Source organism: Burkholderia sp. JKS000303 (genome assembly GCF_002563755.1).
Taxonomy (GTDB): domain Bacteria; phylum Pseudomonadota; class Gammaproteobacteria; order Burkholderiales; family Burkholderiaceae; genus Burkholderia; species Burkholderia anthina_B.
The window spans coordinates 124,367-151,188 of the sequence record NZ_PDBZ01000002.1; the positions used below are offsets into that span (position 1 = coordinate 124,367).

26 protein-coding genes are annotated in these 26,822 nt (G+C 67.6%); 20 read left to right on the top strand and 6 right to left on the bottom strand.

Translation table 11 applies throughout. The annotated features are described in order from the left end of the window. Positions 1-195 precede the first annotated feature (195 nt). The 7 genes from BX604_RS22620 (at position 196) to BX604_RS22650 (ending at position 6,848) form a co-directional block, all read left to right on the top strand. Entirely contained in the window at positions 196-609 is a 414-nt protein-coding gene (locus BX604_RS22620; RefSeq protein WP_098553113.1) for a DoxX family protein, read from the top strand. Positions 610-771: 162 nt separating this feature from the next. Further along, positions 772-1,716, top strand: a complete 945-nt coding sequence (locus BX604_RS22625) for a dTDP-4-dehydrorhamnose reductase family protein (protein ID WP_098553114.1) — start codon at positions 772-774, stop codon at positions 1,714-1,716. A 440-nt stretch (positions 1,717-2,156) separates the two neighbouring features. Continuing rightward, positions 2,157-2,435, top strand: coding sequence for a plasmid fertility inhibition factor family protein (locus BX604_RS39705; protein WP_257146396.1), 279 nt, complete (start codon positions 2,157-2,159; stop codon positions 2,433-2,435). A 233-nt stretch (positions 2,436-2,668) separates the two neighbouring features. Continuing rightward, positions 2,669-4,018 carry a reverse transcriptase family protein gene (locus BX604_RS22635; protein WP_098553115.1) on the top strand — a complete coding sequence of 450 codons (1,350 nt, stop codon included), beginning with the start codon at positions 2,669-2,671 and terminating at the stop codon, positions 4,016-4,018. Positions 4,019-4,384: 366 nt separating this feature from the next. Further along, positions 4,385-4,714, top strand: a complete 330-nt coding sequence (locus BX604_RS22640) for an H-NS histone family protein (protein WP_098553116.1) — start codon at positions 4,385-4,387, stop codon at positions 4,712-4,714. 261 nt (positions 4,715-4,975) lie between these two features. Beyond that, complete coding sequence (locus tag BX604_RS22645) at positions 4,976-6,223, top strand: MFS transporter (protein WP_098553117.1); 1,248 nt, start codon at positions 4,976-4,978, stop codon at positions 6,221-6,223. Positions 6,224-6,281: 58 nt separating this feature from the next. Beyond that, positions 6,282-6,848, top strand: a complete 567-nt coding sequence (locus tag BX604_RS22650; RefSeq protein WP_179894857.1) for a DNA-binding protein — start codon at positions 6,282-6,284, stop codon at positions 6,846-6,848. A 37-nt stretch (positions 6,849-6,885) separates the two neighbouring features. Here BX604_RS22650 and BX604_RS22655 read toward each other — a convergent pair whose 3' ends face one another. Next, positions 6,886-8,136 carry a LysR family transcriptional regulator gene (locus BX604_RS22655; protein WP_098553119.1) on the bottom strand — a complete coding sequence of 417 codons (1,251 nt, stop codon included), beginning with the start codon at positions 8,134-8,136 and terminating at the stop codon, positions 6,886-6,888. A gap of 425 nt (positions 8,137-8,561) precedes the next feature. On the opposite strand from BX604_RS22655, the gene BX604_RS22660 reads away from it, so the two are divergent. From BX604_RS22660 to BX604_RS22695, 8 genes are all read left to right on the top strand, one after another. After that, complete coding sequence (locus BX604_RS22660; RefSeq protein ID WP_098553120.1) at positions 8,562-9,116, top strand: hypothetical protein; 555 nt, start codon at positions 8,562-8,564, stop codon at positions 9,114-9,116. A 74-nt stretch (positions 9,117-9,190) separates the two neighbouring features. Next, a complete protein-coding gene (locus tag BX604_RS22665; RefSeq protein WP_098553121.1) occupies positions 9,191-10,495 on the top strand; it encodes a gallate dioxygenase in 1,305 nt (434 codons plus the stop codon). 127 nt (positions 10,496-10,622) lie between these two features. Further along, positions 10,623-11,972, top strand: a complete 1,350-nt coding sequence (locus BX604_RS22670) for an MFS transporter (protein ID WP_098553976.1) — start codon at positions 10,623-10,625, stop codon at positions 11,970-11,972. A 74-nt stretch (positions 11,973-12,046) separates the two neighbouring features. Then, complete coding sequence (locus tag BX604_RS22675; RefSeq protein ID WP_098553122.1) at positions 12,047-13,072, top strand: amidohydrolase family protein; 1,026 nt, start codon at positions 12,047-12,049, stop codon at positions 13,070-13,072. 2 nt (positions 13,073-13,074) lie between these two features. Beyond that, positions 13,075-13,758, top strand: a complete 684-nt coding sequence (gene ligK / locus BX604_RS22680; protein ID WP_098553977.1) for a 4-carboxy-4-hydroxy-2-oxoadipate aldolase/oxaloacetate decarboxylase — start codon at positions 13,075-13,077, stop codon at positions 13,756-13,758. Between the two features lie 14 nt (positions 13,759-13,772). After that, complete coding sequence (locus BX604_RS22685) at positions 13,773-14,480, top strand: substrate-binding domain-containing protein (RefSeq protein ID WP_098553978.1); 708 nt, start codon at positions 13,773-13,775, stop codon at positions 14,478-14,480. Between the two features lie 95 nt (positions 14,481-14,575). Further along, the gene (locus tag BX604_RS22690; RefSeq protein WP_098553123.1) at positions 14,576-14,827 is read left to right on the top strand and encodes a hypothetical protein; all 252 of its coding nucleotides are present in this window, start codon (positions 14,576-14,578) and stop codon (positions 14,825-14,827) included. Between the two features lie 70 nt (positions 14,828-14,897). Further along, complete coding sequence (locus BX604_RS22695) at positions 14,898-16,115, top strand: porin (RefSeq protein ID WP_098553124.1); 1,218 nt, start codon at positions 14,898-14,900, stop codon at positions 16,113-16,115. 87 nt (positions 16,116-16,202) lie between these two features. Here BX604_RS22695 and BX604_RS22700 read toward each other — a convergent pair whose 3' ends face one another. Further along, a complete protein-coding gene (locus BX604_RS22700; protein ID WP_098553125.1) occupies positions 16,203-17,291 on the bottom strand; it encodes a porin in 1,089 nt (362 codons plus the stop codon). Between the two features lie 236 nt (positions 17,292-17,527). Between BX604_RS22700 and BX604_RS22705 the strand changes: the two genes are divergently transcribed. Beyond that, entirely contained in the window at positions 17,528-18,874 is a 1,347-nt protein-coding gene (locus tag BX604_RS22705; protein WP_098553126.1) for an MFS transporter, read from the top strand. A gap of 15 nt (positions 18,875-18,889) precedes the next feature. Continuing rightward, positions 18,890-19,717 carry an IclR family transcriptional regulator gene (locus BX604_RS22710; RefSeq protein ID WP_098553127.1) on the top strand — a complete coding sequence of 276 codons (828 nt, stop codon included), beginning with the start codon at positions 18,890-18,892 and terminating at the stop codon, positions 19,715-19,717. Positions 19,718-19,780: 63 nt separating this feature from the next. On the opposite strand, the gene BX604_RS22715 is transcribed toward BX604_RS22710, so the two are convergent. Together BX604_RS22715 and BX604_RS22720 are read right to left on the bottom strand one after the other, a co-directional pair. Beyond that, a complete protein-coding gene (locus BX604_RS22715; RefSeq protein ID WP_098553128.1) occupies positions 19,781-20,890 on the bottom strand; it encodes a polyamine ABC transporter substrate-binding protein in 1,110 nt (369 codons plus the stop codon). A 219-nt stretch (positions 20,891-21,109) separates the two neighbouring features. After that, positions 21,110-21,331 (bottom strand): hypothetical protein, encoded by a 222-nt coding sequence (locus BX604_RS22720; protein WP_143748077.1) that lies wholly within the window; start codon positions 21,329-21,331, stop codon positions 21,110-21,112. Between the two features lie 317 nt (positions 21,332-21,648). On the opposite strand from BX604_RS22720, the gene BX604_RS22725 reads away from it, so the two are divergent. Then, positions 21,649-22,131 (top strand): GNAT family N-acetyltransferase, encoded by a 483-nt coding sequence (locus BX604_RS22725; protein ID WP_257146397.1) that lies wholly within the window; start codon positions 21,649-21,651, stop codon positions 22,129-22,131. Positions 22,132-22,153: 22 nt separating this feature from the next. Here the strand turns inward: BX604_RS22725 and BX604_RS22730 are convergent, their stop codons facing one another. Both BX604_RS22730 and BX604_RS22735 read right to left on the bottom strand, forming a co-directional pair. After that, positions 22,154-22,846 carry a pentapeptide repeat-containing protein gene (locus tag BX604_RS22730; protein ID WP_098553130.1) on the bottom strand — a complete coding sequence of 231 codons (693 nt, stop codon included), beginning with the start codon at positions 22,844-22,846 and terminating at the stop codon, positions 22,154-22,156. An 86-nt stretch (positions 22,847-22,932) separates the two neighbouring features. Then, the gene (locus tag BX604_RS22735; protein ID WP_098553131.1) at positions 22,933-23,574 is read right to left on the bottom strand and encodes a TetR/AcrR family transcriptional regulator; all 642 of its coding nucleotides are present in this window, start codon (positions 23,572-23,574) and stop codon (positions 22,933-22,935) included. 224 nt (positions 23,575-23,798) lie between these two features. On the opposite strand from BX604_RS22735, the gene BX604_RS22740 reads away from it, so the two are divergent. Both BX604_RS22740 and BX604_RS22745 read left to right on the top strand, forming a co-directional pair. Continuing rightward, the gene (locus BX604_RS22740; protein WP_098553132.1) at positions 23,799-24,923 is read left to right on the top strand and encodes a Rieske 2Fe-2S domain-containing protein; all 1,125 of its coding nucleotides are present in this window, start codon (positions 23,799-23,801) and stop codon (positions 24,921-24,923) included. A gap of 12 nt (positions 24,924-24,935) precedes the next feature. After that, the gene (locus BX604_RS22745; RefSeq protein ID WP_098553133.1) at positions 24,936-26,678 is read left to right on the top strand and encodes an FAD-dependent oxidoreductase; all 1,743 of its coding nucleotides are present in this window, start codon (positions 24,936-24,938) and stop codon (positions 26,676-26,678) included. The last annotated feature ends 144 nt before the right edge of the window (positions 26,679-26,822 follow it).

Genomic DNA, 26,822 nt, shown 5'->3' on the forward strand with positions numbered 1-26,822 from the left:
TAGACTGCACTCGTGCTTCGCCAGAACCGATCCGGAACGCGCCACGGCGGCGCGCCAGGGGCGGATTCTTCGGCGACGGGCCAACCGGCCCGTGGACCGATCGCGCGAGGAGTCGTCCGTTGCCGACCCACAGGTTCGCCGTTCCGGCGGACGCCGGCAGCGGGTGCGTCAAACCGTCAATTCAAGGTGAGTGTTATGCGTTACGTTTCGCTGGAGTCGAAGAAGGACGAGCTGCTGCTGGCAGCCCGCGTGCTGCTGATGATCCTGTTCGTGTTGTTCGGCTGGCAGAAGCTGACCGGCTTCTCGGGCACGGTCGCGTACATGACGTCGACGGGTTCGCCGTCGCCCGAGCTGGCCGCGGCGATCGCGGTGGCGGTCGAGCTGGTCGGCGGCGCGCTGATCGCGATCGGCTTCTACACGCGTCCGCTCGCGCTGCTGTTCGCGGTCTATACGCTCGCGACCGCGCTGATCGGGCATCGCTACTGGCAGTTGCAGGGGATGGACCAGTACGTGGCGATGATCAACTTCTACAAGAACATCAGCATCATCGGCGGGCTGTTGTTGCTTGCGGTGACCGGGCCGGGGCGTTATTCGCTCGACCGGAAGTGAGATAGCGCGGCGGTTCGTGCGGCATGACAAGCCCGGTGCGCTTAATCGTGCACCGGGCTTTTTTCATGGCGAGTGCGCGTCGACGTCCGGCGGCACTCGACATCGGTTGCCGGTTCCCGTATAGATTGGCGTTCCCATGTTTCCCGTTCATCGCCGACTACCGTGCCGCACCCGACCATCGTTCTCATCGGCGCCTCCGGCCTGCTCGGCCGCGCGGTCGCCGCGTCGCTGTCGCGCGAAGCGTCGCTCGACCTGATCGCGACGATCCGCAATCCGCAAGGCGCAGGCGCTGCGCGCGTCGCATTGCCGCCCGAGCACATCGTCACGCTCGACGCACTCGACCAGCCGGCCCTCGAACACCTGTTCGACACGCGCCGGCCGGCCGCCGTGATCATCTGCGCGGCCGAACGCCGCCCCGACGTCTGCGAGCGCGACCCGGCGGGCGCCCGCGCGATCAACGTCGACGCCCCGGCGCGCATCGGCGCGCTCGCCGCGCGATACGGCGCGTGGACGCTCGGCATTTCCACCGACTACGTATTCGACGGCCAGGCCGCGCCCTACCGCGAAGACGCGACGCCGAACCCGTTGAACATCTACGGCCGCACGAAGCTGGAAGGTGAAGCGGCGTTGCTCGCCGCGTCGCCGCTCTCCTGCGTGCTGCGCCTGCCGTTGCTGTACGGCCCGATCGTCGACTGGAGCGAGTCGGCCGTCACGAGCCTCGTGCCGGCGATCGTCGCGTCCGCGCGGCCGGGCGCAACCGCGGTCGGCATGGACGCGTGGGCGATCCGCTACCCGACCTACACGCCGGACGTCGCGCAGGTCATCCGCGACCTGACGCTGCGGCATCTCGCGGGCGCATCCGTCACGGGCATCCGTCATTGGTCGGCAGAAGAGCCGATGACCAAGTACGACATCGCGCAGCGGATCGCGGCCGCGTTCGGCATCGACGCATCGCTCACGCCGATCGACCGGCCGACCGACGCGACGCCGCGCCCGTACGACTGCCATCTGGATGCATCGCGCGTGCGCGCGCTCGGAATCGACCGGGCGACGCCGTTCGACACCGCGCTGCGAGCCGTGCTGCGCGACGCGCCGCCGTTGCCGTAACGCCCGCGCGCCGGGGTGCGGCAGCACGGCGCACCGGTCATCGTGCGTGCACGGAAAGGCGATACACTGCGCAGGTTCCCGCGTGCCGGGGAGCATCAGGGCGCCGGGCCGGTTCGACGATGTCCTGACTCATTCGAACAAATCAAATCAAGAGAGAAAGAGAGGGCCCATGCTGACACGTCTTCGTATTGGACTCGATCGCGCGCGCGACCTGCGCGACGCCAGCCGACCCGCGCCCATTCAGCCGCGCCCGCAGGCCTGCGAACTGGTCGACCTGAGCGCCAAGCGCGCGACCTGGCGCGTGCCGGTTCCCGGCCAGGCCGACTGCTATCTGGCCGCGACGCCCGGCGAAACGGAACGCTACGTCGTGCATATTGATGCCGACCGGTTGCCCGGCCTTCCCTCGACTCGATTCGCAGGATTGCGTGCCGCGCCGGATCATGCCGCTCGATCGCAAGTTCTCGACGGCTGCCGCCGCGTTCAGGGGCGGCCGTCTCGAGCCGGTCACGCTGCCGCCGGTGGGCTACTGGCTCGAGGGCAGCGGCTACGAAGTCGCGATGAGCGACGGCATGACGCGCACCTACTGGCTGCTCGCGAATCGCGTGCGATCGTTTCCGGTCAGCGTCAACGAAGCAACCTGGGCGATGATGCTGAACAACATGGCCGGCGTCGGCGTGTCGCCGATCGCGTTCAGCGCGCTTTTTTCCCGGCGCGCATGAGCGGCGCGCGACCCTCGAATTGACACCCTGCGTTCGCGGCCAGTAAAGTCGCGTCGCGGGGCGGTGGGTCAAGCACACCCCCGGAACAGGCAACCGATGTTCCAGGACTACGGGGCTACCCCGTGGATGAGATCGACACGCCGATGCGTCGCAAGAGCGCAATTTGCGCGTTGCGCAAAGACTGCTCTCGCAGCACCTGTCACGTTGGCTCATCGTCCCGCCCATTCTTCCTCATGCACGCGTCCCTGTCCGACACCGTCCGTACGATTGCCGAAGCGATGCTGGCCGGTGCGCCGGAACGCGGCGGCGTCGTCGACCGGGTCGCGGCCGTGCTCGGCGGCGCGCCGCCGTGGGCCCACGACGTGTCGGACGATGCGCTGGCACGCTTCGGCACGCAGTGGGCCGACGTCGGTATCGACCGGCTCGCCGACATGCTGGCCGATGCGCCGGCGTTCCTGAACGCGTGGTACGGCCCGCATCGGCCGGTCGTGATTCGCGTCGTGCGGCGGCCGCCGGTGCAGCGGCCGTTGCCGCCTCGGCTTGCCGGCTGCGACGTGCCGCTCTGGCCGACGTGCGGCGATCTTGCCGCGTGGCTCGGCGTGAGCGCGGCCGAGCTCGACTGGCTGTCCGATCGCTGGCGCGTCGACGCGCGTAGCGCCGATACGCCGCTGCATCACTACACGTACACCGGATACGACAAGCGCAGCGGCGGCTCGCGGCTGATCGAAATACCGAAGGGCCGGCTGCGCGAAGCGCAGCGGCGAATCCTGCACGGGCTGCTCGATCGCATTCCGCCGCACGACGCGGTGCACGGTTTTCGCAAGGCGCGCGGGATCGTGTCGTTCGCCGCGCCGCATGCGGATCGCGACGTCGTCGTGCGTTTCGATCTCGCGGATTTCTTCGTGTCGGTACGGGCGGCGCGGGTCCATGCGCTGTTCGACACGCTCGGCTATCCGGTCGAGGTCGCGCGGACGCTGACCGCGCTGTGTACCAACCGCGTGCCGTCGGCGCGGCTGCTCGCGCCCGACCTGCGCGACCGGTTCGACTGGGCCGCCCGCCGACGCTACCGCTACCGGCATCTGCCGCAGGGTGCGCCGACGTCGCCGGCGCTCGCGAACCTGTGCGCGTTTCGCCTCGACATGCGGCTCGCCGCGCTCGCGCGTTCGCTCGGCGCGACCTACACGCGCTATGCGGACGATCTCGCGTTCTCGGGCGGCGGCGTGCTCGTGCGCGACACCGAACGGCTGACACTCCGGGTCGCCGCGATCGCGCTCGAAGAAGGCTTCGCGCTGCAGCTGCGCAAGACGCGCGTGATGCGGCGTGGCACGCGGCAGCAACTGGCCGGCGTCGTGGTCAACCGTCACCTGAATCTCGCGCGCGACGCGTTCGATCTTCTGAAGGCCATCCTGACCAACTGCATTCGCCACGGGCCGGCATCGCAGAATCGTGCTGCCCACGCGGACTTCCGCGCACACCTGGCCGGACGGGTCGCGCACGCGGTCGCGCTGAACGCCGCGCGCGGAGCGAAGCTGCAGGCGCTGTTCGACCGGATCACGTGGGATACGCGCAGCCCGGGCACGTAAATCGTCGCGCGCGCGTCGCCGCTTGCCGTTCATCCACACGGGCGCGGGCCGGATCACAAAAGTCCTCGAACACGACGCTTGCGCGCTGCTATCATTCGCGCCATGCCGCGCCTGTGCAGGGCGTGGCGCGTGGCGGCGAGGAGGTCGCCGCCCACGGTTCGCCGCGCGCTTGCGTGCGGTGCACCACGTGTTGCACGCTGGATCGGTCCGGCTTTCGATGCTTGCATGTGTGTTCGACACACGTCGAAAGTCTTTCAGATTTCAGGCAAACGATTCACACATTGCAACATTGATTGGCGGAACTTCGTGATAGGTTCAGCCATCGGATGTTTTTTGAATAAAAACATGCCCAAAGAGGATGAGTACATGACCCAGGCCCTGCAGGAACTCGAAGCACAACTTCGGGACCTGAACATCAAGCTGTCGGAAGCGAAGCAGAAGGAGAAGCAGGCCGCGCTCGCGGCATTCAAGGAACAGGTCGAGCTGTTGGGAATCTCGCAGCAGGAAGTGCTGAGTGCCCTCGGCTACATCGTTCAGCGAAAACGCAAGTCGCCCGCCAAGTATTACGACCCGACGACGGGTCGCTCGTGGTCGGGCCGCGGCCCGAAGCCGAAATGGCTCGAAGGCAAGGATCTCGGCACGCTGCTCGTCGACCGCGAGGCCAAAACCTGGTGGCCCGGGGACGACCAGGGCTGATCCAGCACGGCGCCGGAACCGTTCCGGCGCCGTTCGACATGCGCCGGCGGGGATTCCGGCCGAGTGTCACCGTCCCGTCCTTTCGATGTCCCGCTCACGCGCGGCATCGTCCGTTTCATCTTTCAAACCGATTACTTTTCGCGTCCCGCATCCCGCTCCGGCAAGCGGGATGCGGTGCTTTTCCGCCCGCGTCCGCTCACCGGCCGGTCACGCGCGGCAACTGGCCTTAGAATGTCGCCCGGACATTTCCGGCACAACACCATGGCAGCAAACATGAAATCTTCGGCGCTCGGCGACCCGGCGGCGCCGCGCGGGGAACCGGTCGGGCCTTACGCGTGGAAGGCGCTGGCCGGCTCGGCGATCGGCTATGCGATGGACGGCTTCGACCTGCTGATCCTCGGCTTCATGCTGCCCGCGATCACCGCGGCGCTGCACCTGACGCCCGGGCAGGGCGGCGCGCTGGTCACGTGGACGCTGATCGGCGCGGTCGCCGGCGGCATTCTGTTCGGTGCCCTGAGCGACCGCTACGGGCGCGTGCGCGTGCTGACCTGGACGATCCTGCTGTTCGCGATCTTCACCGGCCTCTGCGCGTTCGCGCAGGGCTTCGGCGATCTGCTCGTCTACCGGACCATCGCGGGCATCGGCCTCGGCGGCGAGTTCGGGATCGGCATGGCGCTCGCCGCGGAAGCATGGCCGGCGAGCAAGCGCGCGCGCGTGTCGTGCTACGTCGCGCTCGGCTGGCAGGCCGGCGTGCTGCTCGCCGCGCTGCTGACGCCGCTTCTGCTGCTCCATATCGGCTGGCGCGGGATGTTCGTGGTCGGCGTGCTGCCCGCGCTGCTGGCCTGGTTGCTGCGCAACCGGCTGCACGAGCCGGAAGTGTTCGTGCAGCGCGCGACGCAGCCGCGCGCGAACACGTTCCGGATGCTCGTCGCTGACGGCCGCACCACGCGCATGAGCGTCGGCATCGTGATCCTCTGCGCGGTTCAGAACTTCGGCTACTACGGGATCATGATCTGGCTGCCGACCTTCCTGTCGAAGCAGATGGGCTTCTCGCTGACGAAGTCGGGGCTGTGGACGGCGGCGACCGTGATCGGAATGATGGTCGGCGTGTGGGTGTTCGGGCAGCTCGCCGATCGCATCGGGCGCAAGCCGACGTTCCTGCTGTACCAGCTCGGCGCGGTCGTGACGGTCATCGCGTACGCACGGCTGTCCGATCCGACGACGATGCTGTGGGCCGGCGCGCTGATGGGGATGTTCGTCAACGGGATGGTCGGCGGATACGGGACGCTGATGTCCGAAGGCTATCCGACCGCCGCGCGCGCGACCGCGCAGAACGTGCTGTGGAATATCGGCCGCGCGATCGGCGGGTTCGGGCCGGTCGCGGTCGGCGCGCTGGCCGCGCACTACTCGTTCCAGACGGCGATCGCGCTGCTCGCCGGCCTCTACGTGCTCGACATGGTCGCGACGCTGTTCCTGATCCCCGAACTCAAGGGCGTCGAACTCGAATAGCGGCATGTGCGGCACGGCACGGCGCAAGACAACCCAACGACCTCCACCGGAATTCACGATGCAACGCGACAACCTGACGATCGGCGTGATGGGCTCGGGCAAGGAGCCGTGGCTCGCGTTTTCGGAGCCGCTCGGCGCGTGGCTCGCGCAGGCCGGCTTCAATCTGCTGACGGGCGGCGGGCAGGGCGTGATGCTCGCGGTCGCGCGTGCGTTCGCCGGCGTGCCGGCGCGCGCCGGGCGCTCGATCGGCATCCTGCCGACGCAAGCCGATCCGCAAGCGGGCTTCGTGCCGCTCGACGGCTATCCGCATCCGTTCGTCGAGATCCCGATCCTCACGCCGCTGCCGCGCCGCGAACCGGGCGCCGATCCGCACACGATCAACCGCAACTACGTGAACGTGCTGAGCAGCGACCTGATCGTCGCGTTGCCAGGCGGTCACGGGACGGCCGAGGAGATCGCGCTTGCGCAGCGCTGGCGCAAGCCGCTCGTGTGTTTCGGCCCGGACGGTGCGTTCCGGGAACTCGCGCCGGGCGCCGAGTGCACGTCGTCGCTCGATGACGTGATCCGGTTCATCGACGCCACGTTCGCGCCGGCGCCTTCACGCGCGGAACCCGCGCCGCGCTAGTCGCGTTGCGCGGCGGCGCATCGGCCATGCGCTTTCGTTATCGTGCGGCCGTGGCGTGCGGCGTGCGTGCGACCTCGGTCGCCACGACGCGAATCGCGTCGATCAATGCACGCGCGGCGGGCGACGGCGGGCTGCCGGCGCGCGTCATCAGGCCGATGTCGCGGGTCGTCTCGCGCATCGGCACGTCGAGCACGGTCAGCAGCCCCGCCTCGCATTCGTAATGCAGCTGCTGCGCGGACAGCACTGCCAGCATGTCGGTGTGCAGCAGCAGGCCGCGGATCACGGCGAGGTCGGCGCTCTCGACCGTCGGCATCGGCGGCTTGAGCTTCATGCGCCGGAACAGCGATTCGAACAGGCCGCGCGCGGGCGAGTGGCTGCGCGGCAGGATCCATTGCGCGCCGGCCAGGCGCCCGAGCCCCAGGTTGCGCAGGCTCGCGAGCGGATGATCGTGCCGCGCCAGCACGACGAGGTTCTCCGACATCACGCGTTCGTTTTCGAGGTCGCTCGCTGCGTCGCTCGCGCGCAATGCGCCGAGGATGAAGTCGATGTCGCCGGCGCGCACGCCGGCGACGAGCGCTTCGTACGCGCTTTCGTCGGTGATCACGCGGACCTTCGGGAAGCGCGTGACGACGCGCGCGACCGCTTCGGGCAGGATCAGCGTGCGGCCGAGCGGCAGCGCGCCGACGGTCACGACGCCCTGGATGCTGCCGTGCAACGCGGCGACATCGTCGGCGACATGCCGCAATTCGTTCAGCGCGCGCCGCACGTGCAGCAGGAACGTTTCGCCGTCGGTCGTCAACAGCAGGCCGCGCGGATGGCGATGGAACAGCGGGAACCCCGCGCCGCTTTCGAGAATCCGGATCGCGCTGCTGACAGCGGGCTGCGTGACGCCGAGCGTGCGCGCCGCGCTCGGCATGTGCCGGTGTCGCGCGAGCGTCGAGAACAGCTGCAGCCGCCGCGTGTTGAGCAGGTACGCGGGCAGCCCGCCGTCGGCCGATGCGCGGCGGCGCGACTGGCGCAGCGCGCACCAGTTCGCGAGCGCACCGAGTTCGGCGAACACGCGCTCGCCGCGTTTCAATACCGCGCGCCCGACCGGTGTCGCGAGCATCCCCGACGGCTTGCGGTCGAACAGCGCTTCGCCGAGGGTCGTTTCGAGATCCTGGACCGCGCGCGTGACGGCCGACTGCGCGCGAAACAGCGTCGCGGCCGCCCGGCTCACGCTGCCGGTTTCGGCCACGCGCTGCACCGCGTACAGGCATGCGAGGTTCGGGAGTTCGGTGTCGTCCATGGGGCGGTCGGTGAGGCTGCGCGCGTCGCGTCGACGGTTGACCGACTTTACCGGAACGGTGACGCCGGAGCTTGCGTCGTGCTTATCGGCCTATCTGATTTATTTATCGGTCGTGAAGCGTGCGGCGCCATCGCCGTGCCGGCGGCGGCGCGGGAGTCAGCGCGCGAGCGCCATATCCGGCGGGCCTTCCGGGCGCTGCCGCCTCTGATCGCATGCCGCTTGAAAGCGTGTCGGCCATGCGATCACGTCGATTTATAAGGGTTTGCACTTACTTTTTGACCATGCCTGTGAATGCGTAATTTCGATCCCGGGCACTGCACAAGCGCGGTGGCCGGCGCATCGGGCCGCCATCTGATTCATTGTTCGTCCGATCACGAAAGGGCATGGCCGGGTGCGGCGCCCGAACTCACGAGCGAGGCAGTGCAATGGGACGACAGCACATCATCGGGACCGGCGAGCCGGTCGTCGGCAGCGCCACGGACGCCGTGCAGGCGCGCGCGACGCTGGCCGACACGGTACGGGCCGGCATCCGCGGCGGCGTGACGGGCGCGGTGCTGATCTGGGTGTACGAGGCGCTCGTCTGGGTCGGCGCGCAGCACCTGATGCCGCTCGCCGGCATCCCGCGCAACGCGACAGGGCTCGTGTTCGGCAAGGCCGTGCAGGACGCGCTGGGCATCGGCGCGTACGTTCTCGGCACCGCGATCCACTTCGCGTTCGCGTTGTCGTGGGGCATCGTGTTCGCGGCGATCTGGCCGTGGTTTCGCCGGCGCGGCTTCGAAGCGACGTTCGTTGCGTTGTTCTTCGCGATCGTCGCGTGGATCGTGATGCACGTGCTGATCATGATCGCGTCGAGCAACCACCCGAATTATGCCGACCCGAACGTGATCATCGGCGGGTTCATGTCGCACTTTGTCTTCGCCGTGCCGCTCGCGCTGGTCGTCAAGCGCAGTCTTGCGCCGCAGCCGTCCGGCCGCGGGTAGCCGGCGAACACGCATTCAATCTGTTGCGGACGGCGAGGCCGGACCGCGTTCGAGCATCACGAAGGAGCATAGGCATGGCACGGATTATCGGGGGCATCGCGGCCTCCCACACGCCCACGATCGGGTTCGCGTTCGACAAGAACAAGCAGGACGATCCGGCCTGGGCGCCGATCTTCGAAAACTTCGCGCCGCTCGCCGGGTGGCTCGCCGAGAAGCGCCCCGACGTGCTGCTGTTCATCTACAACGACCATGTGACGTCGTTCTTCTTCGATCACTACTCGGCGTTCTCGCTGGGCGTCGGGCCGCAGTGGCAGCCGGCGGACGAAGGCGGCGGCGCGCGCGACCTGCCGCCGATCGCCGGTCATCCGGCGCTGGCCGCGCATATCGGCCAGTCGTTGATGGCCGACGAGTTCGACATGTCGTTCTTCCAGAACAAGCCGCTCGACCACGGCTGCTTCTCGCCGCTGTCGGTGCTGTGTCCGCACCGGCCCGACTGGCCGGTGCAACTCGTGCCGCTGCAGATGGGCGTGCTGCAGTTGCCCGTGCCGTCCGCGCGCCGCTTCTACCGGCTCGGGCAGGCGCTGCGGCGCGCGATCGAGAGCTTTCCGGAAGACCTGCGCGTGGCGATCGTCGCGACCGGCGGGCTGTCGCACCAGGTGCACGGCGAGCGCGCGGGCTTCAACCATCCGGAATGGGACGCACGCTTTCTCGACCTGTTCGAGCGCGACCCCGAACGTCTGGCCGGCATGACGCTCGGCGAATACGCGACGCTCGGCGGCTTCGAAGGCGCCGAGGTCGTGATGTGGCTCACGATGCGCGGTGCGTTGCCGGCGGGTGTCGTGTGCCGTCATCGCAGTTACTACCTGCCGTCGATGACGGGGATCGCGACGGCCGTCTACGAGCCCGCGGACACCGACGTCGACGAGGCGGCGGCCGAGCGTCATCGGCAGCGGATGGCGGTCGAACTGGCCGGTGTCGAGAAACTGCCGGGCACTTATCCGTTCACGATCGAGCGCGCCGTCCGCGCATACCGGATCAACGACTATCTGCACCGGATGATCGAACCCGCGCATCGCGCGCAGTTCCTGGGCGACCCGGAAGCCAGCTTCGAAACCGCGGGCCTCAGCGCGGAGGAGCGCGACCTGATTCGCCGGCGCGACTGGCCCGGCCTGCTGCGCTACGGCGTGATCTTCTTCCTGCTGGAAAAGCTCGGCGCGGTGACGGGCGTGTCGAACCTGCACATCTACGCGGCGATGCGCGGCGAATCGCTGGAGGATTTCCAGCGCACGCGCAACGCGCCGGGCGCGCTGTACTCGGTGGCCGGCAAGAGCGCGGGCACGCTCGGCTGGGACGGTGCCGGGGAGAAACGCAATCCGTAACGCGTGACGAAGGCGCCCGCGATAGCGCGGCGCCTTCCCGGGCGGTAATCCGGCAACATACCCATCCATATAAATAGGATGACGAATTGATATGAACGATCGTCGTCAAGGAGACAGGAGAGAGATGATGGCAAGCGGCAAGACAATCGACATCAAGTCGTTCATCGACGACCGGCCGGTCTCGCGCTACCAGTGGTTGCTGGTGGTGCTGTGCTGCCTCGTCGTGATCGCCGATGGAATGGACGTCGCGATCATGGGATTCGTCGCGCCGTCGGTGATTCGCGACTGGGCGATCTCGCGGCCCGAATTCGGCCTCGTGATGAGCGCGGCGCCGATCGGGCTCGTGATCGGCGCGCTGGTGGCCGGCCCGAGCGCCGATCGGTTCGGGCGCAAGCGCGTGCTGATCGCGTCGGTGTTCCTGTTCGGCGTGTTCACGATCGTGACCGCGCACGCGCATTCGCCGTTCGAAATGGCGATGCTGCGCCTGCTGACCGGCATCGGTCTGGGCGCGGCGATGCCGAACACGACGACGCTGTTGTCGGAGTACGCGCCGCAGCGGATGCGCGCGCTGATGATCACCGTGATGTTCACCGGCTTCAACCTCGGCTCGGCGCTGATCGGTTTCGTCGCCGGCTGGCTGATTCCGCTGCACGGCTGGCGCGCGGTGCTGCTGTTCGGCGGCACGCTGCCGCTGTTGCTGATCCCGCTGCAGCTGTGGCTGCTGCCCGAATCGGCACGCTTGCTGGCCGTGCGCGGCGCGCCGTCGCAGCGCATCGGCGCATTGCTGAACCGCGTGTGCGGCGGGCAGTTCAGCGGCGACGAGACGTTCGTGTCGAACGAGCCGCCGCTGCCGACGCGCAAGCCGATTGGCGTGCTGTTCTCGCAGGGCTACGGGCGCGTGACGCTGTCGCTGTGGATCACGTACTTCATGGGCCTGCTCGTGATCTATCTGCTGACCGGCTGGCTGCCGACGCTGATCAAGGATGCGGGCCTGTCCGTCAGCACGGCCGCGAACGTGACCGCGATGTTCCAGATCGGCGGCACGATCGGCGCGATCGGCGTGGGCTGGCTGATGGACCGCGTGCGGCCGGCGCCGGTGATCGGCGCCGCGTATCTCGGCGGCGGGCTGTGCGTGGCCGTGCTCGCGTGGGCCGGTGCGCTGTCGTCGTCGCTCGCGCTGCTGGTGTTCGCGGCCGGCTTCTGCATGAGCGGCGCGCAGACGGGGCTGAACGCGTATGCACCGGGACGCTATCCGACCGTTGCGCGCGCAACCGGCGTGAGCTGGATGCTGGGGATGGGCCGCTTCGGCAGCATCTTCGGCTCGGCGATCGGCGGCGCGTTGCTCGGGTTCGGCTGGCAGTTCGACGCGATCCTGTCGATGCTCGCGGTGCCGGCCACGCTGGCCGCGATCGCGATCATGACGACGCAGCGCGCGAGTGCGCCCGAACCGCAGGAACTGGAACACCCGGCGCACTGACGGCGTGTGGCGAACCGCCGTCCGGCGCGGTTGCCGGCAGGGTGCCGGACATATCATCAAACGCAGGAGCATCCATGATCATCGACATTCACGGCCACTACACCACCGCGCCGAAGGCGCTGGAAGCGTGGCGCAATCGCCAGGTCGCGGCGATCGGCAGCCCGTCGGAGCAGCCCACGGTTGCCGAGCTGCGCATCGGCGACGACGAGCTGCGAGAATCGATCGAGCACAACCAGCTGCGCCTGATGCGCGAGCGCGGCCTCGACCTGACGATCTTCAGCCCGCGCGCGAGCTTCATGGCGCATCACATCGGCGATTTTTCGGTGTCGAGCACCTGGGCGGCCGTGTGCAACGAGCTGTGCCATCGCGTGCATCGCCTCTTTCCCGATCGTTTCGTGCCGGCCGCGATGCTGCCGCAGAGCCCGGGCGTCGATGTCGCGACCTGCATTCCGGAGCTCGTGCGCTGCGTCGAGGAATACGGCAACGTCGCGATCAACCTGAATCCCGATCCGTCGGGTGGCCACTGGACCAGCCCGCCGCTGTCGGACCGCTACTGGTATCCGATCTACGAGAAGATGGTCGAGTACGACATTCCCGCGATGATCCACGTGAGCACGAGCTGCAACGCGTGCTTCCACACGACGGGCGCGCACTACCTGAACGCCGACACGACCGCCTTCATGCAGTGCCTGACCTCCGACCTGTTCCGCGATTTCCCGACGCTGCGCTTCGTGATTCCGCACGGCGGCGGCGCCGTGCCGTATCACTGGGGGCGCTTTCGCGGGCTCGCGCAGGAGCTGAAGAAGCCGCTGCTGAAGGATCACCTGCTCAACAACGTGTTCTTCGATACGTGCGTGTACCACCAGCCGGGCATCGACCTGCTGACCGGCGTGATCCCGGTCGACAACATCCTGTTCGCGAGCGAGATGATCGGCGCGGTGCGCGGCATCGATCCCGAAACCGGTCACTACTACGACGACACGAAGCGCTACATCGACGCATCGTCGCTCGATGCGCACGCGCGTCACCAGATCTACGAAGGCAATGCGCGGCGCGTGTATCCGCGCCTGGATGCGCAACTGAAAGCGAAGGGGCTGTGAACATGACTGAACTTGGCGTGGTGTACCGCACGATTCATCGTGCGGACCGGGACGTCGCCGCGCGCCTCGGCGCGCTCGGCTCGGCGACGGTGCACGAGGCGATGGGCCGCACGGGGCTGCTCAAGCCGTACATGCGGCCGATCTATCCGCGCGCGCATGCGGCCGGTACGGCCGTCACGGTGCTGCTGCATCCGGGCGACAACTGGATGATGCACGTCGCCGCAGAACAGATTCAGCCCGGCGACGTGGTCGTCGCGGCGGTCACCGCGGATTGCACCGACGGTTATTTCGGCGACCTGCTCGCGACCAGCTTCAACGCGCGCGGCGCGCATGCGCTGATCATCGACGCCGGCGTGCGCGACGTCGCGGTGCTCGAGGCGATGCAGTTCCCGGTCTGGAGCAAGGCCGTTTCGGCGAAAGGCACGATCAAGGCGACGCTCGGCTCGGTGAACGTGCCGGTCGTCTGCGCGGGCGCGCTCGTCAATCCCGGCGACGTGATCGTCGCCGACGACGACGGCGTGGTCGCGGTGCCGGCCGCGCGCGCGGCGCAGGTGCTCGAGAAGGCCGTGGCACGCGAGGCGAACGAAGCCGCGAAGCGCGCGAAGCTCGCGTCCGGCGTGCTCGGTCTCGACATGTACGACATGCGCGAGCCGCTGCGACAAGCCGGCTTGCGTTACATCGACTGATGCGGGCGGCGGCGATGGAGCAGATAGCGAGCGCGACGAGCAGCGTCACGGGCATGTCGTCGATGGCGACGCGACCGGTTTTGCGCCAGCTTGTGGCTGCCTACGCGCACGAGACGGGCGTACGCGTGTCGATGACGTCGGTCGGCGGCGTCGATGCCGCGCGGCGCGTGCGGGACGGCGAGCCGTTCGACCTTGTCGTGCTGGCGTCCGATGCGATCGAGCGGCTGGCGGCAGACGGCCATGTCGATCCGCGCAGCCGCAGGGATATCGCGCGCTCGGGCATTGCGGTCGCGATTGCAGCGGGCCGTGTGCGACCGGAGATCGGCACCGACGCCGCATTGCGCGACACCGTCTTGCGCGCAGGCCGGATCGGCTATTCGACGGGGCCGAGCGGCACGCACCTGAATCGCCTGTTCGCGCGCTGGGGCATCGCCGACGAGATCGCGCCGCGTCTCGTCCAGGCGCCGCCAGGTGTGCCGGTCGGCGCGTTGATCGCGGCCGGCGATGTCGAGCTCGGCTTTCAGCAATTGAGCGAGCTGATGCACGTGCAGGGCATCGACGTGGTCGGCGCGCTGCCGGATGCCGCCCAGGCCGTGACGGTGTTCTCGGCGGCGATCTGCAATACCACGCGGGATCGCGCGGCCGCGGCGCGGTTTCTCGCGTATATCGCGTCGCCGCAGGCCGATCGCGTCAAGCGCGAATACGGTATGGAACCCGCGTAAGGCCACGGTCGGCCGGCGCCGATAAACGAATCGGATGGGATTCGGGTTTCTTCGCAACGGGTTCGACGGATTAGCTTAGTCATACTGATGATGCAATGAACGGCAAGCCGGATCGTTCGGCGATGCCCGGCGTACCGCAGTACCTTCGCAACGTTGCCGCATCGCCCGTTCCGGACGCGCGGCATATCGAACAGAACGACAAGGAGACAGGCATGCAGGCGAACTGCAGGGCAGGGTGGTGGTTGAACGCATGGCGGTACTCGCCGGGCTACGAGGCGCAGTGCCAGGTCAAGGGTTCGCAACTCGTTTGCACGGGCGGCAACGGCTGGCATGCGTATCGGCCGTGATCCGGCGATGGCGAGCCGCCACCAGAACACCGTATTCACCACTCAACAAGGCAAGGAAGGAGACTGATCGATGAAGAAGCAGGCATTGCGGGCGATGCTGACGTCCGGCGTCGCGATGGCGGTGGTCGCACCGGCATGCGCGCAGAGCAGCGTGACGCTGTACGGGATCGTCGACAACGGGATCGGCTACCAGAGCAACGCGACGACGCTCGGCTCGACGAGCGGCGGCAAGTCCGTCGTCCGGATGAACCAGGGCGTGTGGGCCGGCAGCCGGTTCGGCCTGAAGGGCGCCGAAGACCTCGGCGGCGGCACGAAGGCGATCTTCACGCTCGAATCGGGTTTCAATTCGGCTTCGGGCGCCACGCAGTACACCGATGCGATGTTCGGCCGGCAGGCGTGGGTCGGGCTGACCAACGCGACGTACGGCACGCTGACCGCGGGGCGGCAGTATGCGTCGTACTACCAGACGATGTCGCCGTTCAGCCCGACGACGTGGGTCACCGGCTACTACGGCGCGCACCCGGGCGACGTCGACGGGCTCGACACCATCTACCGCGCGAACAACACGATCGAGTACACGTCGCCGAAATGGTACGGCCTGACGCTGAGCGGTTCGTACTCGCTCGGCGGCGTGGCCGGGAGCACGAACGCCGGCTCGACGTGGGCGACCGGGATCCAGTACGCGGCCGGCCCGTTCGGCGTCGGCGTCGCGTTCGAGCGCGTGAACAACGCGAACACGGCCGGCGGCACGTGGGGGGCGAACTCGACGACGTCGAATGGCGGCTCGCAGGTCGGCGTGTCGGCGCTGACGAACGGCTACCAGACCGCGAAGGCGCAGCAGCGGTTCGCGCTCGGCCTCAGCTACCGGTTCAGCGACACGTGGGATGCGACGGCCACGTACACCAACACCGAATACATCCCGGGCGCGGCGTCGAAGTTCTTCAACACCGCGATCTTCAACACGGCCGGCGCGGTGCTGCACTGGAAGCCGTCGGCGGTGTGGGATTTCGGCGCGGGCTATGCGTACACGCGTGCGACCGAATCGAACGGCATCACCGACAGCGCGCAATATCACCAGTTCAACCTGTCGCAGTACTACGCGCTGTCGAAGCGCACCGGGCTGTACCTGCTCGAAGCGTATCAGCACGCGAAGGGCAAGACGCTCGGCACGAGCGGCGCGGGCAGCATCGTCGATGCGACCGCGACGCTGGGCGACGGGTTCAACAGCGCGCCGTCGTCGACGGGTAGCCAGTTCGCGTTTGGTGCGGGGATCATTCACCGGTTCTGACCGGCGCCGCTCGCAACACGCCACACGCCACCCGCAGCCTGGACGGCCGTACGTGCGCGCAGCGCGTACGGCCGACGTCATCGGCGCTCAGAATGAATGCGTCATTCCCACATGCGCGAGCAGTTGCGAGCGCCCCGACGACGGCCCGTTCGGATAGGTCGCCGCCGTCGCCCCGTTGCCCGACGCGAGCTGCCACGTCAGCGTCGCCTGCAGCTGCGTGCGTTTCGACAGCGCGTACAGGTTGCCGGCCTCGAGCGTGTTCCAGTGCATGCCGTCCATGCGCGAATACGTGTAGTCGAGCGTGACCGATTCCGCCGCGGTGAACCGGTAAAGCGTGCCGGCGTCGACGTTCTGCATGTGCGTGGCCGTGCTCGCGCCCTTGATGTCGGTCCGCGTGTACAGCACGTTGACGTGCCACGGCTCCGTGATCCGGTACGTGAACCCGATGCCCAGGTTGTTGACCTCGTTCGACTGGAAGGTTTTCTGCGCGGACAGCGTCTGGCCGAGGAACTGCGTCCAGCCGAAGTAGTTGTACAGGTCGAGCACGCGGCGTTGGGTCGTCATGTACGTGACGCCGACCGACAGCGGGCCGCGATCGTAGGTCGCGTACGCGCCCGCACTGTGACCCGTCGCGTCCGACCCGGTGAAGCCGTACAGCGCGCCGACGCGCATGCCGTACCAGTCCGGACTCCGGTATTTCACCGCATTCTCGATCTGGTAGCCGTTGGTCAGGCTGTCCAGGTTGCCTGCATGGAACGAGTACAGGTTGCGATTCCAGAACGCATTCGAGTAGCGGATCGCGACGTCGTCCATCAGGTCGGACTGGCGCCCGAACGTCACCGTGCCGAACGGGCCGTCGAGGCCGACATACGCCTGCCGGTCGAACAGCGTGCCGGTCTTGATCAGCGTGCCCGTATTGACGTTGAAGCCGCTCTCCAGCGCGAACACCGCGCGATAGCCGCCGCCGAGATCCTCGTTGCCGCGCAATCCCCAACGCGTCGGCGCACCGATCCCGGACGCCGTGCCCCACGACGCGCCGCCGCGCTTGTTGCTGATGTAGGTGACGCCGGAATCAACCTGGCCCCACATGGTGACCGTGCTGCTTTGCGCGTGGGCGAGCGAAACCAACGAGGCGCCGCATCCGGCGATCAGGAAGGTGCGAGGCAGGATTTTCATGTGTCAGGGACCGGGAAGAAGGCGGACAGATCAACCGAGTGACTCGGCAAATGACCACCAGTGGACGTTTTGTTATCAGGTGGGAAAAATCATAGGGCCGGGTTTTGACCTGAATCAAGCGGAAAATAATTAAGCGCTCCTTGACCCTTGCTTTTGTCCGCGCGATCATCGCGTCTCATATGGTCGAAGTGTCCATCCATGGACTAACAGGGCCAGAATAAGACGAGAGACTCCCGATGCCTGACACCTCCTCCCGGAAACCCACCCGCGTCCGCTTCCTGATGCTGTTTCTCGTGTTCGTCGGCACGGTCGTCAACTACGTCGACCGCGCGAACCTGTCGGTCGCGGCGCCGCTGCTCAAGCACGAATTCGGGCTCGACCCGGTGGCGATCGGCGTGCTGTTCTCCGCGTACTCGTGGACCTACGTGCTGGCCAACCTGCCGGGCGGCTGGGTCGTCGACCGCTTCGGCTCGCGCGTGATGTATGCGGTGGCGCTGCTGACCTGGTCGAGCTTCACGCTGCTGCAGGGTTTCGCGGGCCGCTTCGCGACGCTGTTCGGGCTGCGCCTGGGCGTCGGCATCGCGGAAGCGCCGACTTTCCCGATCAACAACCGCGTCGTATCGATCTGGTTCGCGCAGCGCGAACGCGGCATCGCGACCAGCGTGTATCTCGTCGGCCAGTACGTCGGCATGGCCGCGCTGACGCCGGTGCTGTTCTGGATCGCCGGCACGTTCGGCTGGCGCGAGATCTTCTTCGCGACGGGCTTCGTCGGCATCCTGTGGGCCGGCGTCTGGTATCTGCTGTATCGCGACCCGGAGCAGTGCACGTGGGCGAATGCCGCCGAGCTCGAGCACATCCGCACCGGCGGCGCGGTGGTCGAAACCGGCAAGCCCGCGCGCGGCGAACCGTTCCCGTGGCGCAAGCTCGCGATCGTGTTCCGCAACCGCCAGATCATCGCGATCTGCGCGGGCAAGTTCGCGTCGCTGTCGTCGCTGTATTTCTTCCTGACGTGGTTCCCGAGCTACCTGATCACCGAGCGTCACATGACCGTGCTGAAGGCGGGCGGCGCCGCGTCGATCCCGTTCATCGCCGCATCGGTCGGCGTGCTCGCGGGCGGCGCGTTGTCGGACTGGCTGCTGCGGCGCGGCGCGAGCGTCGGCGCCGCGCGCAAGACGCCGATCATCACCGGCCTGCTGCTGGTGCCGACGATGTCGCTGGCGGTGCTGACCGACACCAACTGGGTCGTGATCGCGATCATGTCGTTCGCGTTCTTCGCGCAGGGCGTCGCGTCGGCATCGTGGTCGCTGATCGGCGACATCGCGCCGCGCAGCATGCTCGGGGTCACGGGCGGCGCGGTCAACTTCGTCGGCAACCTGTCTGGTATCGTTACGCCCATCGCCATCGGCTTCATCGTTCGCGAGACGGGTTCGTTCGGATGGGCGCTCGGGCTGATCAGCATGTTCGCGGTGATCGGCGCGTTGTGCTACACGTTCCTGCTCGGCGAGGTCAAGCGCATCGAGCTCGATCCGCCAGCCACGGGCGGCAGCGCGCCCGAACCGCTGAAGTCGACGGTGCAGGACTGACGACGCAAGGCCACGATGAATCCAGATACGCCCGACACCACCGGCACGCTCTCCGACGACGACACCTATCTCGTTCCCGCGCTCGAGCGCGGCCTGCGGATCCTCGAACTGTTCAACGCACGCGATCCGATGCTTACGCCGAACCTGATCGCGCAGCGGCTGGGCCTGCCGCGCACCACGGCGCTGCGGCTCGTCCAGACGCTGCAGACGCTCGGCTATCTCGAGCGCGCGAACCGCGATCGCGACGTGCGGCTCGGCGCGCGCGTGATGAAGCTCGGCTTCGACTACCTGAGCTCGCTCGCGCTGACCGACATCGGCACGCCGGTGATCGAGCGGCTGCGCGACGCGACCGGGTTCGCAAGCCACCTGGTGGTGCGCGACGGCCGCGACGTCGTGTTCGTCGCGAAGGCGTGGACGCACGATTCGGTGATGAGCGCGATCAAGGTCAACATCGGCACGCGCATTCCCGCGCATGCATCGGTGCACGGCCACGTGCTGCTCGGCGATCTCGACCAGACGGAACTCGACGCGCTGTTTCCGGAGCCGATGCTGCCGACCTATACGCCGCACACGCCGCGCACCGCGGCGGAAGTGCATGCGCGCGCGCAGAAGTACGCGGCCGACGGCTACGCGCTCAGCGAATCGTCGTTCGAGCCCGGCATCTCGGTGATCAGCGCGCCGGTGCGCGACAGCAGCGGCCTGATCGTCGCCGCGGTCACGCTGACGGTCGCGCGGCCGTTCCTCGAGAAGTCGATGATCGACCAGGGGCTCGTCGGCCAGGTCCGGCACGCGGCCGACGATCTGTCGGCGCGGCTCAACTACCACGACGCCGGCCACGACTGAGCCGGCGCCCGGGCCGGTGCCGGCGGCGCAGGCCGCGGGCGGGGCCCGGCATCGCCGCGCGCGTCAGCGCCCGGTCTTCAGTTGCGCCCACAACCGGTTCTGGAGCCGGCGGATCTCCGGCGACATCGGCTTGAGCAGCGTCATCTTGCTCAGGACCTCGTCGGCCGGGTAGACCGACGGATCGTGCGCGATCGCGGGCTTCACGAACTGGCGCGCGGCCTTGTTCGCGGTCGGGTAGAACACCGCGTTGGTGATGCCCGCGTTGACCTTCGGGTCCTGCAGGTAGTTGATCCACTTCAGCGCGGCGTCGCGGTTCGGCGCGTCCTTCGGGATCACCATCATGTCGAACCACAGCAGCCCGCCTTCCTTCGGATTCGCGAAGCGGATCTCGTACGGACGCTTCGCTTCCGCCGCGCGGCGGTGCGCGATGCCGACGTCGCCGGAATAGCCGAACGACACGCACAGGTCGTTGTTCGCGAGATCGTTGATGTACCCCGACGAGTTGAACTGCGTGATGTATGGGCGCACCTTCTTCAGCACCTCGTACGCGGCGCGATAGTCGGCCGGGTTCGTGCTGTTCGGATCCTTGCCCATGTACTGCAGCGTCGCGGCGAACACGTCGACGGCCTGGTCGAGGAACGAGACGCCGCAGCTTTTCAGCTTCGCCATGTTGGCCGGGTCGAACACCAGCGCCCAGCTGTCGACCGGCGCCTTGTCGCCGAGCGCCTTCTTCACGGCCTGTACGTTGTAGCCGATGCCGTCGGTGCCGTAGGCCCACGGCACGCCGTACTGGTTGCCCGGATCGGCGTCGGCGACCATCTTCATCAGCAGCGGATCGAGATTCGACAGGTTCGGCAGCTTCGCCTTGTCCAGCGGCTGGTAGACGTTCGCCTGGATCTGCTTGGCCATGTAGTTCGAGGTCGGCACGACGATGTCGTAGCCGGAGTTGCCCGACAGCAGCTTCGCCTGCAGCGTGTCGTCGCTGTCGTAGTTGTCGTAGCGCACGTGCAGGCCGGTCTGCTTCTGGAAATTCGGGATCGTGTCAGGCGCGATGTAGTCGGACCAGTTGTAGATGTTCAGCTCGCCGGCGGCCTGAGCGTTCGTGTGGCCGAAAGCGGCGGCCGACATCGTGACGGCGGTGGCGATGGCGCGGCGAAGGGTGCGAAGTGGCATGACATGTGTTCCGGATCGGCGTGTGCCGCGCTCGGTTGTGGGCGAGTCGCTGCGCAACGGTTCAAGAGAGGGACGTGCGTGCCCGTCCGGCGCTCGCGGCGAGCGTCGGCGGGGCGTGACGATCAGGCGTCCGTTCGGCCTGCGAAGCGAATCGTGCGGACACGCAACGCGCGTGACGCGACACGATGCGCAGGTCGAACGGAATGGCGGGTGGAGGCGCTAAGGCAGCAGCGACGCCACGTCGTCGGTATGGATCGCGACGAACGCGCGCGCGGCGACGGCGTTGTGACGGCGGACGGAACGGCGGGACAGGATGGTGTAGATCGACAGATGCAGGCGAGGACGTTGCCGGCGGCCATGGTCGTCGGCGGATGCGCTCGCGACGCGCACGTGGCGCGCATCGCCTCGTCTCCACCGCACCAGCGGGCCACGGATTCTCACGATTACTCTCGACCGGGTTGTTGAAAGTATTGAACACCTGGCGACTCGCGGACGCTTGCCGTTCACGCTTCGATCGCTGCGTTTGCCGCGCGACGATCGAAGCAAAACGAAAGCAGGATGCAAAGCGAAATCGCCTGTATCTGACGTTCCTGTGAATCATCAGGGAAATCGCTGTAAGGATGTCTCCGGATTTTCCCTAGTGAGCTACATGCTCATGCGCACGATCGGCGCGTGCGATACCGAGGGTTTCCCCCGGGCCGGACGGATCGAAAGTGATGAGAATATTCGACGCTCTGTCGCTAGCGACGAACCGGGGAATGAACGTGTCCGCTTTTGCAATCCGAGCCGCGACGACGGCCGATATTCAGCGCATCTTCGCGGTCCATCTGGATTCCGTGACGCGCCTGTGCGCCGCGCATTACTCGCGCGAGCAGATCGCGAGCTGGCTGGACGGCCGGACGCCGGCCATGTATCTCGACGCGATCGCGCGCAACGCGCTGTGGGTCGCCGACGGCGGCGACCTGCTCGGTTTCGCGGAAACGGCCGGCGAGGAACTGACGAAGCTGTTCGTGCGCGGCGATCGCGCGCGCAGCGGCGCCGGCAGCGCACTGCTGGAGACGGCGGTATCGGACATCGCGCGCGCCGGACATGGCCGCGCGTATCTCGAGGCGACGACGAACGCGGCGCCGTTTTACGGCAGGCATGGCTTCGACGTGATCGGGACCGGCCATTTTTCCCACGGAAACAGCCCGCTTCAGCTGGAAATCGTGAAGATGTCGAGACGGCTGACGCGCGTCTAGCTTGCGCGTTCGTCGCCGTGCATCACACGACGCGAATTCCGAAATTCTCGATCAGCATCGCCGCCTGATCGTGCGACACGATCGCGCCGCGCAGCACGCCCGACGCGAGCAGCTTGGGCGTGCCGTCCAGCTCGACGTCGCGCAGGTCGGCGCCGTCGAACCGCACGTCGTTCAGGTGCGCGTTGCGCAGGCTGCCGCCTTCGAACACGGCGTCGCGAAAGTCCGCGCCGGCGAGATCGGCGTCCGAGAAGTCGAGCGCGACGAGCCGCGTCTTCCGGAATGAAAAGCGGCGCAGGCTCGCGCCGACGAGCAGCGTATTCGAGAATTCGATGCCGAGCGTCTTGCATTCGTCGAAATCGGCGCCGGTCAGCCGGCATTCGTCGAAGCGCGCCGAGCCGAGCTTGCTGCGTCGCCAGCTCGTGTTGTTGAGGTCGCAGGACTGGAACTGCGCGTCTTCGAGATCGACGGACGCGAAGTTTGCCTGGCGCGCGCGACAGCGAATCCAGGTGGTTTGCGCGAGCGTGGCGCCGACGAACGACGTTTCCGCGAGCGCGCAGCGCTCGAAGCGTGCGCCGCGCAAGTCGAGCCGCGACAGGTCCGCGCCTTCGAGGTCGCAGTCTTCCAGATGAAGCGGCGCAGGCGCGCTTTCGACGAGAAGCAGCAGGCCGGCGCGATCGAGCGTTTGGCCGGAGACGGAAACTCCGCAGGTCGTCATGGGGTGATCCAGTGTGAGTTGATGGGGGCGAGGCCGGTACGCAACGGTATCGGCCGGGCGGTGCGGCAGCGCGCGTGCATCGCGGCTCAGCGCGTTGCCTTCATCCGCGCGGCGACCGGCTTGCCGGCCGGCTCGCGCGGGAGCGTCAGCAGGATGCGCAACTGCGCGCGCATCGCCGGCTCGTCGGCCGGCACGAGGCAGTAGGCGAGCCCGATGCGGCTGATCAGCGCGATGATGTCGTCGAGCGCGGGCACCGCCTGGGTGCCGTGCGCGGCGACGTAGTCGCCATACGGTTTTTCCAGCACGCGTTGCCACATCGGCGCGATGTTCTCGACGATGTAGCCGAACACGTCGGTAGACAGGTTCGTGGCCAGGTAGTTGTGGTGAAAGCCGCCGTGATGACGGTCGCGGTAGCGCACCGCGAAGCACACGCTCTCTTCGCAGTAGGCCTCGAAATCGTGCTCGAAGCGGGTGAGCGCGCGCTGCATCTCGTCGAAGAACTCGGCGTTCTGCACGCCGATCACGCCCTGGATCAGTTCCTTCTTCGTACCGAAATAGCGGTACAGCGTGCGCCGCGAAATATTCGCGCGGCGTGCGACGTCGTCGATCGACAGACGGTCGATCCCGTGCTCGATCATCGCGTCGAGCGTCGCGCGCAGGATTGCGCTTCGCCCGTCATTGACGCTGTCCATCCTGCTGGCGTCGCCCCAGCGCAGTTGCCGATCCATACCCTTCCTCGATGCGATGTGGGCCCGTTCCGGTGTGTCGGTGTGCCGTCAGCAGCGGATTTTCGCACACGTTGTCACAAAATTGGAATTTGTGCCATTATGCGCGTCACAAATTAGTTGATTTGTGACATAGCGTTCGGGCGGATCGATCCGCCCGACGCGTTCCCGGCAAGGTCCGCCACACGGATGCAGGGCTGCGCCTCTCGACTGGAAGGAGACGATCCATGACCGAATCACTCGCGCCGGCCAGCCGGCATCCCGTTCACCGGATTCACGCCGCGCCGATCGACGCACGCTATGCGCGCGGCTGGCATTGCCTCGGCCTCGCCGACGACTACCGCGACGGCCGCGCGCATGGCCTGTCGGTATTCGGCACGCGCGTGGTGGTGTTCCAGGGCGAGGACGGGCAGTTGCGGATTCTCGACGGCTATTGCCCGCACATGGGCGCCGACCTCGGGCGCGGGCAGGTCGAAGGCAATGCGCTGGTGTGTCCGTTTCACGGCTGGTCGTGGGCCGGCGACGGCACCTGCGCGGCGATTCCGTATGCGCAGCGGATCCCGCCGAAGGCGCGTATCCAGTCGTGGCCGGTGATGGAGCAGAACCGCCTGCTGTTCGTATGGAACGATCCGGAAGGCAACGCGCCCGATCCGGCGGTGGAAATTCCGCGCATCGACGCGTGCTTCTCCGACGCATGGAGCGACTGGGCGATCGTCAAATGGGTGATCAACACGAATTGCCGCGAGCTGATCGACAACCAGTCCGACATGGCGCACTTCGGCCCCGTGCACGGCGCGCCGATCGACTACTTCTGCAATACGTTCGAGGGCCCGGTCGCATACCAGAAGTTGCGCGGCGGCAGCACGCGGCTCGCCGGCAGCGGCGGCCTGACGGCCGACTCCGCGTATTTCGGCCCCGCGTACCACGTGACGCTGATGACGGGCGAAGCGCAGGGGGCGCCGCTCCGGTCGATCCTGCTCAACAGCCACGTGCCGATCGACACGAACAGCTTCGAGCTGCGCTTCGGCGTGATGGTCGAAAAGAATCCGGCGCTCACGGACGAACAGAGTCGCGCGATGGTCGACGGCTACGTGCAGGCCGCGCAGTCGGCGTTCCGCGAGGACGTCGCGATCTGGGATCACAAGACGCGCGTCGACAACCCGCTGCTGTGCGAAGGCGACGGCCCGATCTACCGGCTGCGCCAGTGGTATCAGCAGTTCTATACCGACGTGGCCGCGCTGCCCGCGCAGCACGCGCGTGTCGAGGTGCACGAGTACCGCGGCGAGCACGGCGCGTGGCGCCAGCTCGCCGACGTGCCGGCCGATGCCGCGAGCCGGCTCGCGACGATCTGACGGGAGGGGACCATGCACGACGATCGACACGATCCGCTCGGCGACGCCACGTACGACGTGGTGGTGGTCGGCTCCGGCGCGGGCGCGATGACCGCGGCGCTGCGCGCGCACGACCAGGGGCTGTCCGTCCTGGTGGTCGAGAAAGGCGCCGTCTACGGCGGTACGACGGCGGTGTCCGGCGGCGGTATCTGGATTCCCTGCAACGACCAGATCGCCGCGCTCGGCGGCAGCGATTCGTATGACGAAGCGACGGCTTATCTGCGCGATGTGGTCGGCGAGGATTTCGACGCGCAGCGGATCGACGCGTATCTCGAGAACGGCCCGAAGATGGTCGCGTATCTCGCGAAGCACGCACACACCCGTTTCAACGCGGTGCCGCGTTATCCCGACTACTACCCGGATCGCAAGGGCGGCAAGCCCGGCTACCGGACGATGGAGCCGGCGGCGTTCGATGCCGCGCGGCTCGGTGCGCATTTCGACACGTTGCGCGCGCCGTCGCCGGCCACGCTGATCGGCGGGCGCATCACGATGACACAGATCGAGGCGCACACGATTCTCGCGAAGGAGCGCGGCTGGCTGCGGCTCGCCGCACGCCTGATGCTGCGCTACGCGACCGATTTCAGGTGGCGCCGCCGCACGCCGCGCGACCGGCGCCTGACGCTCGGCAATGCACTCGTCGCGAGTCTGCGCGCGGCGCTCGCGCAGCGCGGCATCGCGTTGTGGCTCGCGACGCCGATGCGCTCGCTGCATACCGACGGCGCGCGTGTGGACGGCGTGATCGTCGAGCGCGAGGGCCGGCCGTTCGGCATCCGCGCGACGCACGGCGTCGTGCTCGCGTGTGGCGGCTTCGAAGCGAACCAGGCGATGCGCGACCAGTATCTGCCGAAGCCGACGCGCGCCGAATGGAGCGCGGCGCCGCCGATCAACACCGGCGACGGCATCCGCGCGGGGCTCGCGCTCGGCGCCGACGTCGCGCTGATGGATGTCGTGTGGGGCGTGCCGACGGTGCGCGTGCCGGGCGAGGAGACGCAGCGTGGTTTGTTCGTCGAGCGGTCGGCGCCGCGCTGCGTGATGGTCAACCGGCTCGGGCGGCGTTTCATCAACGAATCGGCGCCGTATCCGGACGTGATCCACGCGATGTATGCGGACCATGCGAAAACCGGCGCCAACGTGCCGGCGTGGATGATCTTCGATGCCGAATACCGGAAGCGTTATCCGTGCGGCGTGTTGCTGCCGGGCAGCGTGCAGCCCGACAGCAAGATGCCGGCCGGCTGGCTGGACTCGGTCATCTATCGCGCCGGCACGCTGGCCGGGCTGGCCGCGAAGATCGGCGTCGATGCGCAGGGGCTCGCGCAGACGGTCGAGCAGATGAACGGCTATGCGTTGACGGGCATCGACACCGAGTTCGGCAAGGGCGGCAACCTGTTCGATCGCTATTACGGCGATTCGTCGTCGAAGCCCAATCCGTGCCTCGGGCCGATCGAGCGCGCGCCGTTCTATGCGCTGCGGATCGATCCCGGCGAGATCGGCACGAAGGGCGGCTTGCGCACCGACGCGCAGGCGCGCGTGCTGCGGCCCGACGGCTCGGTGATCGACGGGCTCTACGCGCTCGGCAATACGTCGGCGGCCGTGATGGGCAAGACCTATCCGGGCCCCGGCTCGACGATCGGGCCGGCGATGACGTTCGGCTATGTCGCGGCCGATCATATTGCGGCCGTGCGGCAGGCGGCGGAGGCGGTTGCGGTGACGCACTAGCCCGGGCGGCGGTCGCCCCCCGCGTCGTCGCCGTCGCCGCCATTGATTCCGCCGACGGGCGATATTGGCCGGTCCGTCTCCATAGTTCTCCCGATGCCGGATCGGCCGGATTGTCCTTAAGCTTGCCGCTCCCCGCGCCAAGGG

Coding starts and splice junctions, on each gene's coding strand:
- BX604_RS22620 (WP_098553113.1), top strand. CDS start 196: ATGCGTTACGTTTCGCTGGAGTCGAAGAAGGACGAGCTGCTGCTGGCA.
- BX604_RS39705 (WP_257146396.1), top strand. CDS start 2,157: ATGCCGCTCGATCGCAAGTTCTCGACGGCTGCCGCCGCGTTCAGGGGC.
- BX604_RS22635 (WP_098553115.1), top strand. CDS start 2,669: ATGCACGCGTCCCTGTCCGACACCGTCCGTACGATTGCCGAAGCGATG.
- BX604_RS22640 (WP_098553116.1), top strand. CDS start 4,385: ATGACCCAGGCCCTGCAGGAACTCGAAGCACAACTTCGGGACCTGAAC.
- BX604_RS22645 (WP_098553117.1), top strand. CDS start 4,976: ATGGCAGCAAACATGAAATCTTCGGCGCTCGGCGACCCGGCGGCGCCG.
- BX604_RS22650 (WP_179894857.1), top strand. CDS start 6,282: ATGCAACGCGACAACCTGACGATCGGCGTGATGGGCTCGGGCAAGGAG.
- BX604_RS22655 (WP_098553119.1), bottom strand. CDS start 8,136: ATGGACGACACCGAACTCCCGAACCTCGCATGCCTGTACGCGGTGCAG.
- BX604_RS22660 (WP_098553120.1), top strand. CDS start 8,562: ATGGGACGACAGCACATCATCGGGACCGGCGAGCCGGTCGTCGGCAGC.
- BX604_RS22665 (WP_098553121.1), top strand. CDS start 9,191: ATGGCACGGATTATCGGGGGCATCGCGGCCTCCCACACGCCCACGATC.
- BX604_RS22670 (WP_098553976.1), top strand. CDS start 10,623: ATGGCAAGCGGCAAGACAATCGACATCAAGTCGTTCATCGACGACCGG.
- BX604_RS22675 (WP_098553122.1), top strand. CDS start 12,047: ATGATCATCGACATTCACGGCCACTACACCACCGCGCCGAAGGCGCTG.
- ligK (WP_098553977.1), top strand. CDS start 13,075: ATGACTGAACTTGGCGTGGTGTACCGCACGATTCATCGTGCGGACCGG.
- BX604_RS22685 (WP_098553978.1), top strand. CDS start 13,773: ATGGAGCAGATAGCGAGCGCGACGAGCAGCGTCACGGGCATGTCGTCG.
- BX604_RS22690 (WP_098553123.1), top strand. CDS start 14,576: ATGAACGGCAAGCCGGATCGTTCGGCGATGCCCGGCGTACCGCAGTAC.
- BX604_RS22695 (WP_098553124.1), top strand. CDS start 14,898: ATGAAGAAGCAGGCATTGCGGGCGATGCTGACGTCCGGCGTCGCGATG.
- BX604_RS22700 (WP_098553125.1), bottom strand. CDS start 17,291: ATGAAAATCCTGCCTCGCACCTTCCTGATCGCCGGATGCGGCGCCTCG.
- BX604_RS22705 (WP_098553126.1), top strand. CDS start 17,528: ATGCCTGACACCTCCTCCCGGAAACCCACCCGCGTCCGCTTCCTGATG.
- BX604_RS22710 (WP_098553127.1), top strand. CDS start 18,890: ATGAATCCAGATACGCCCGACACCACCGGCACGCTCTCCGACGACGAC.
- BX604_RS22715 (WP_098553128.1), bottom strand. CDS start 20,890: ATGCCACTTCGCACCCTTCGCCGCGCCATCGCCACCGCCGTCACGATG.
- BX604_RS22725 (WP_257146397.1), top strand. CDS start 21,649: ATGAACGTGTCCGCTTTTGCAATCCGAGCCGCGACGACGGCCGATATT.
- BX604_RS22730 (WP_098553130.1), bottom strand. CDS start 22,846: ATGACGACCTGCGGAGTTTCCGTCTCCGGCCAAACGCTCGATCGCGCC.
- BX604_RS22735 (WP_098553131.1), bottom strand. CDS start 23,574: ATGGATCGGCAACTGCGCTGGGGCGACGCCAGCAGGATGGACAGCGTC.
- BX604_RS22740 (WP_098553132.1), top strand. CDS start 23,799: ATGACCGAATCACTCGCGCCGGCCAGCCGGCATCCCGTTCACCGGATT.
- BX604_RS22745 (WP_098553133.1), top strand. CDS start 24,936: ATGCACGACGATCGACACGATCCGCTCGGCGACGCCACGTACGACGTG.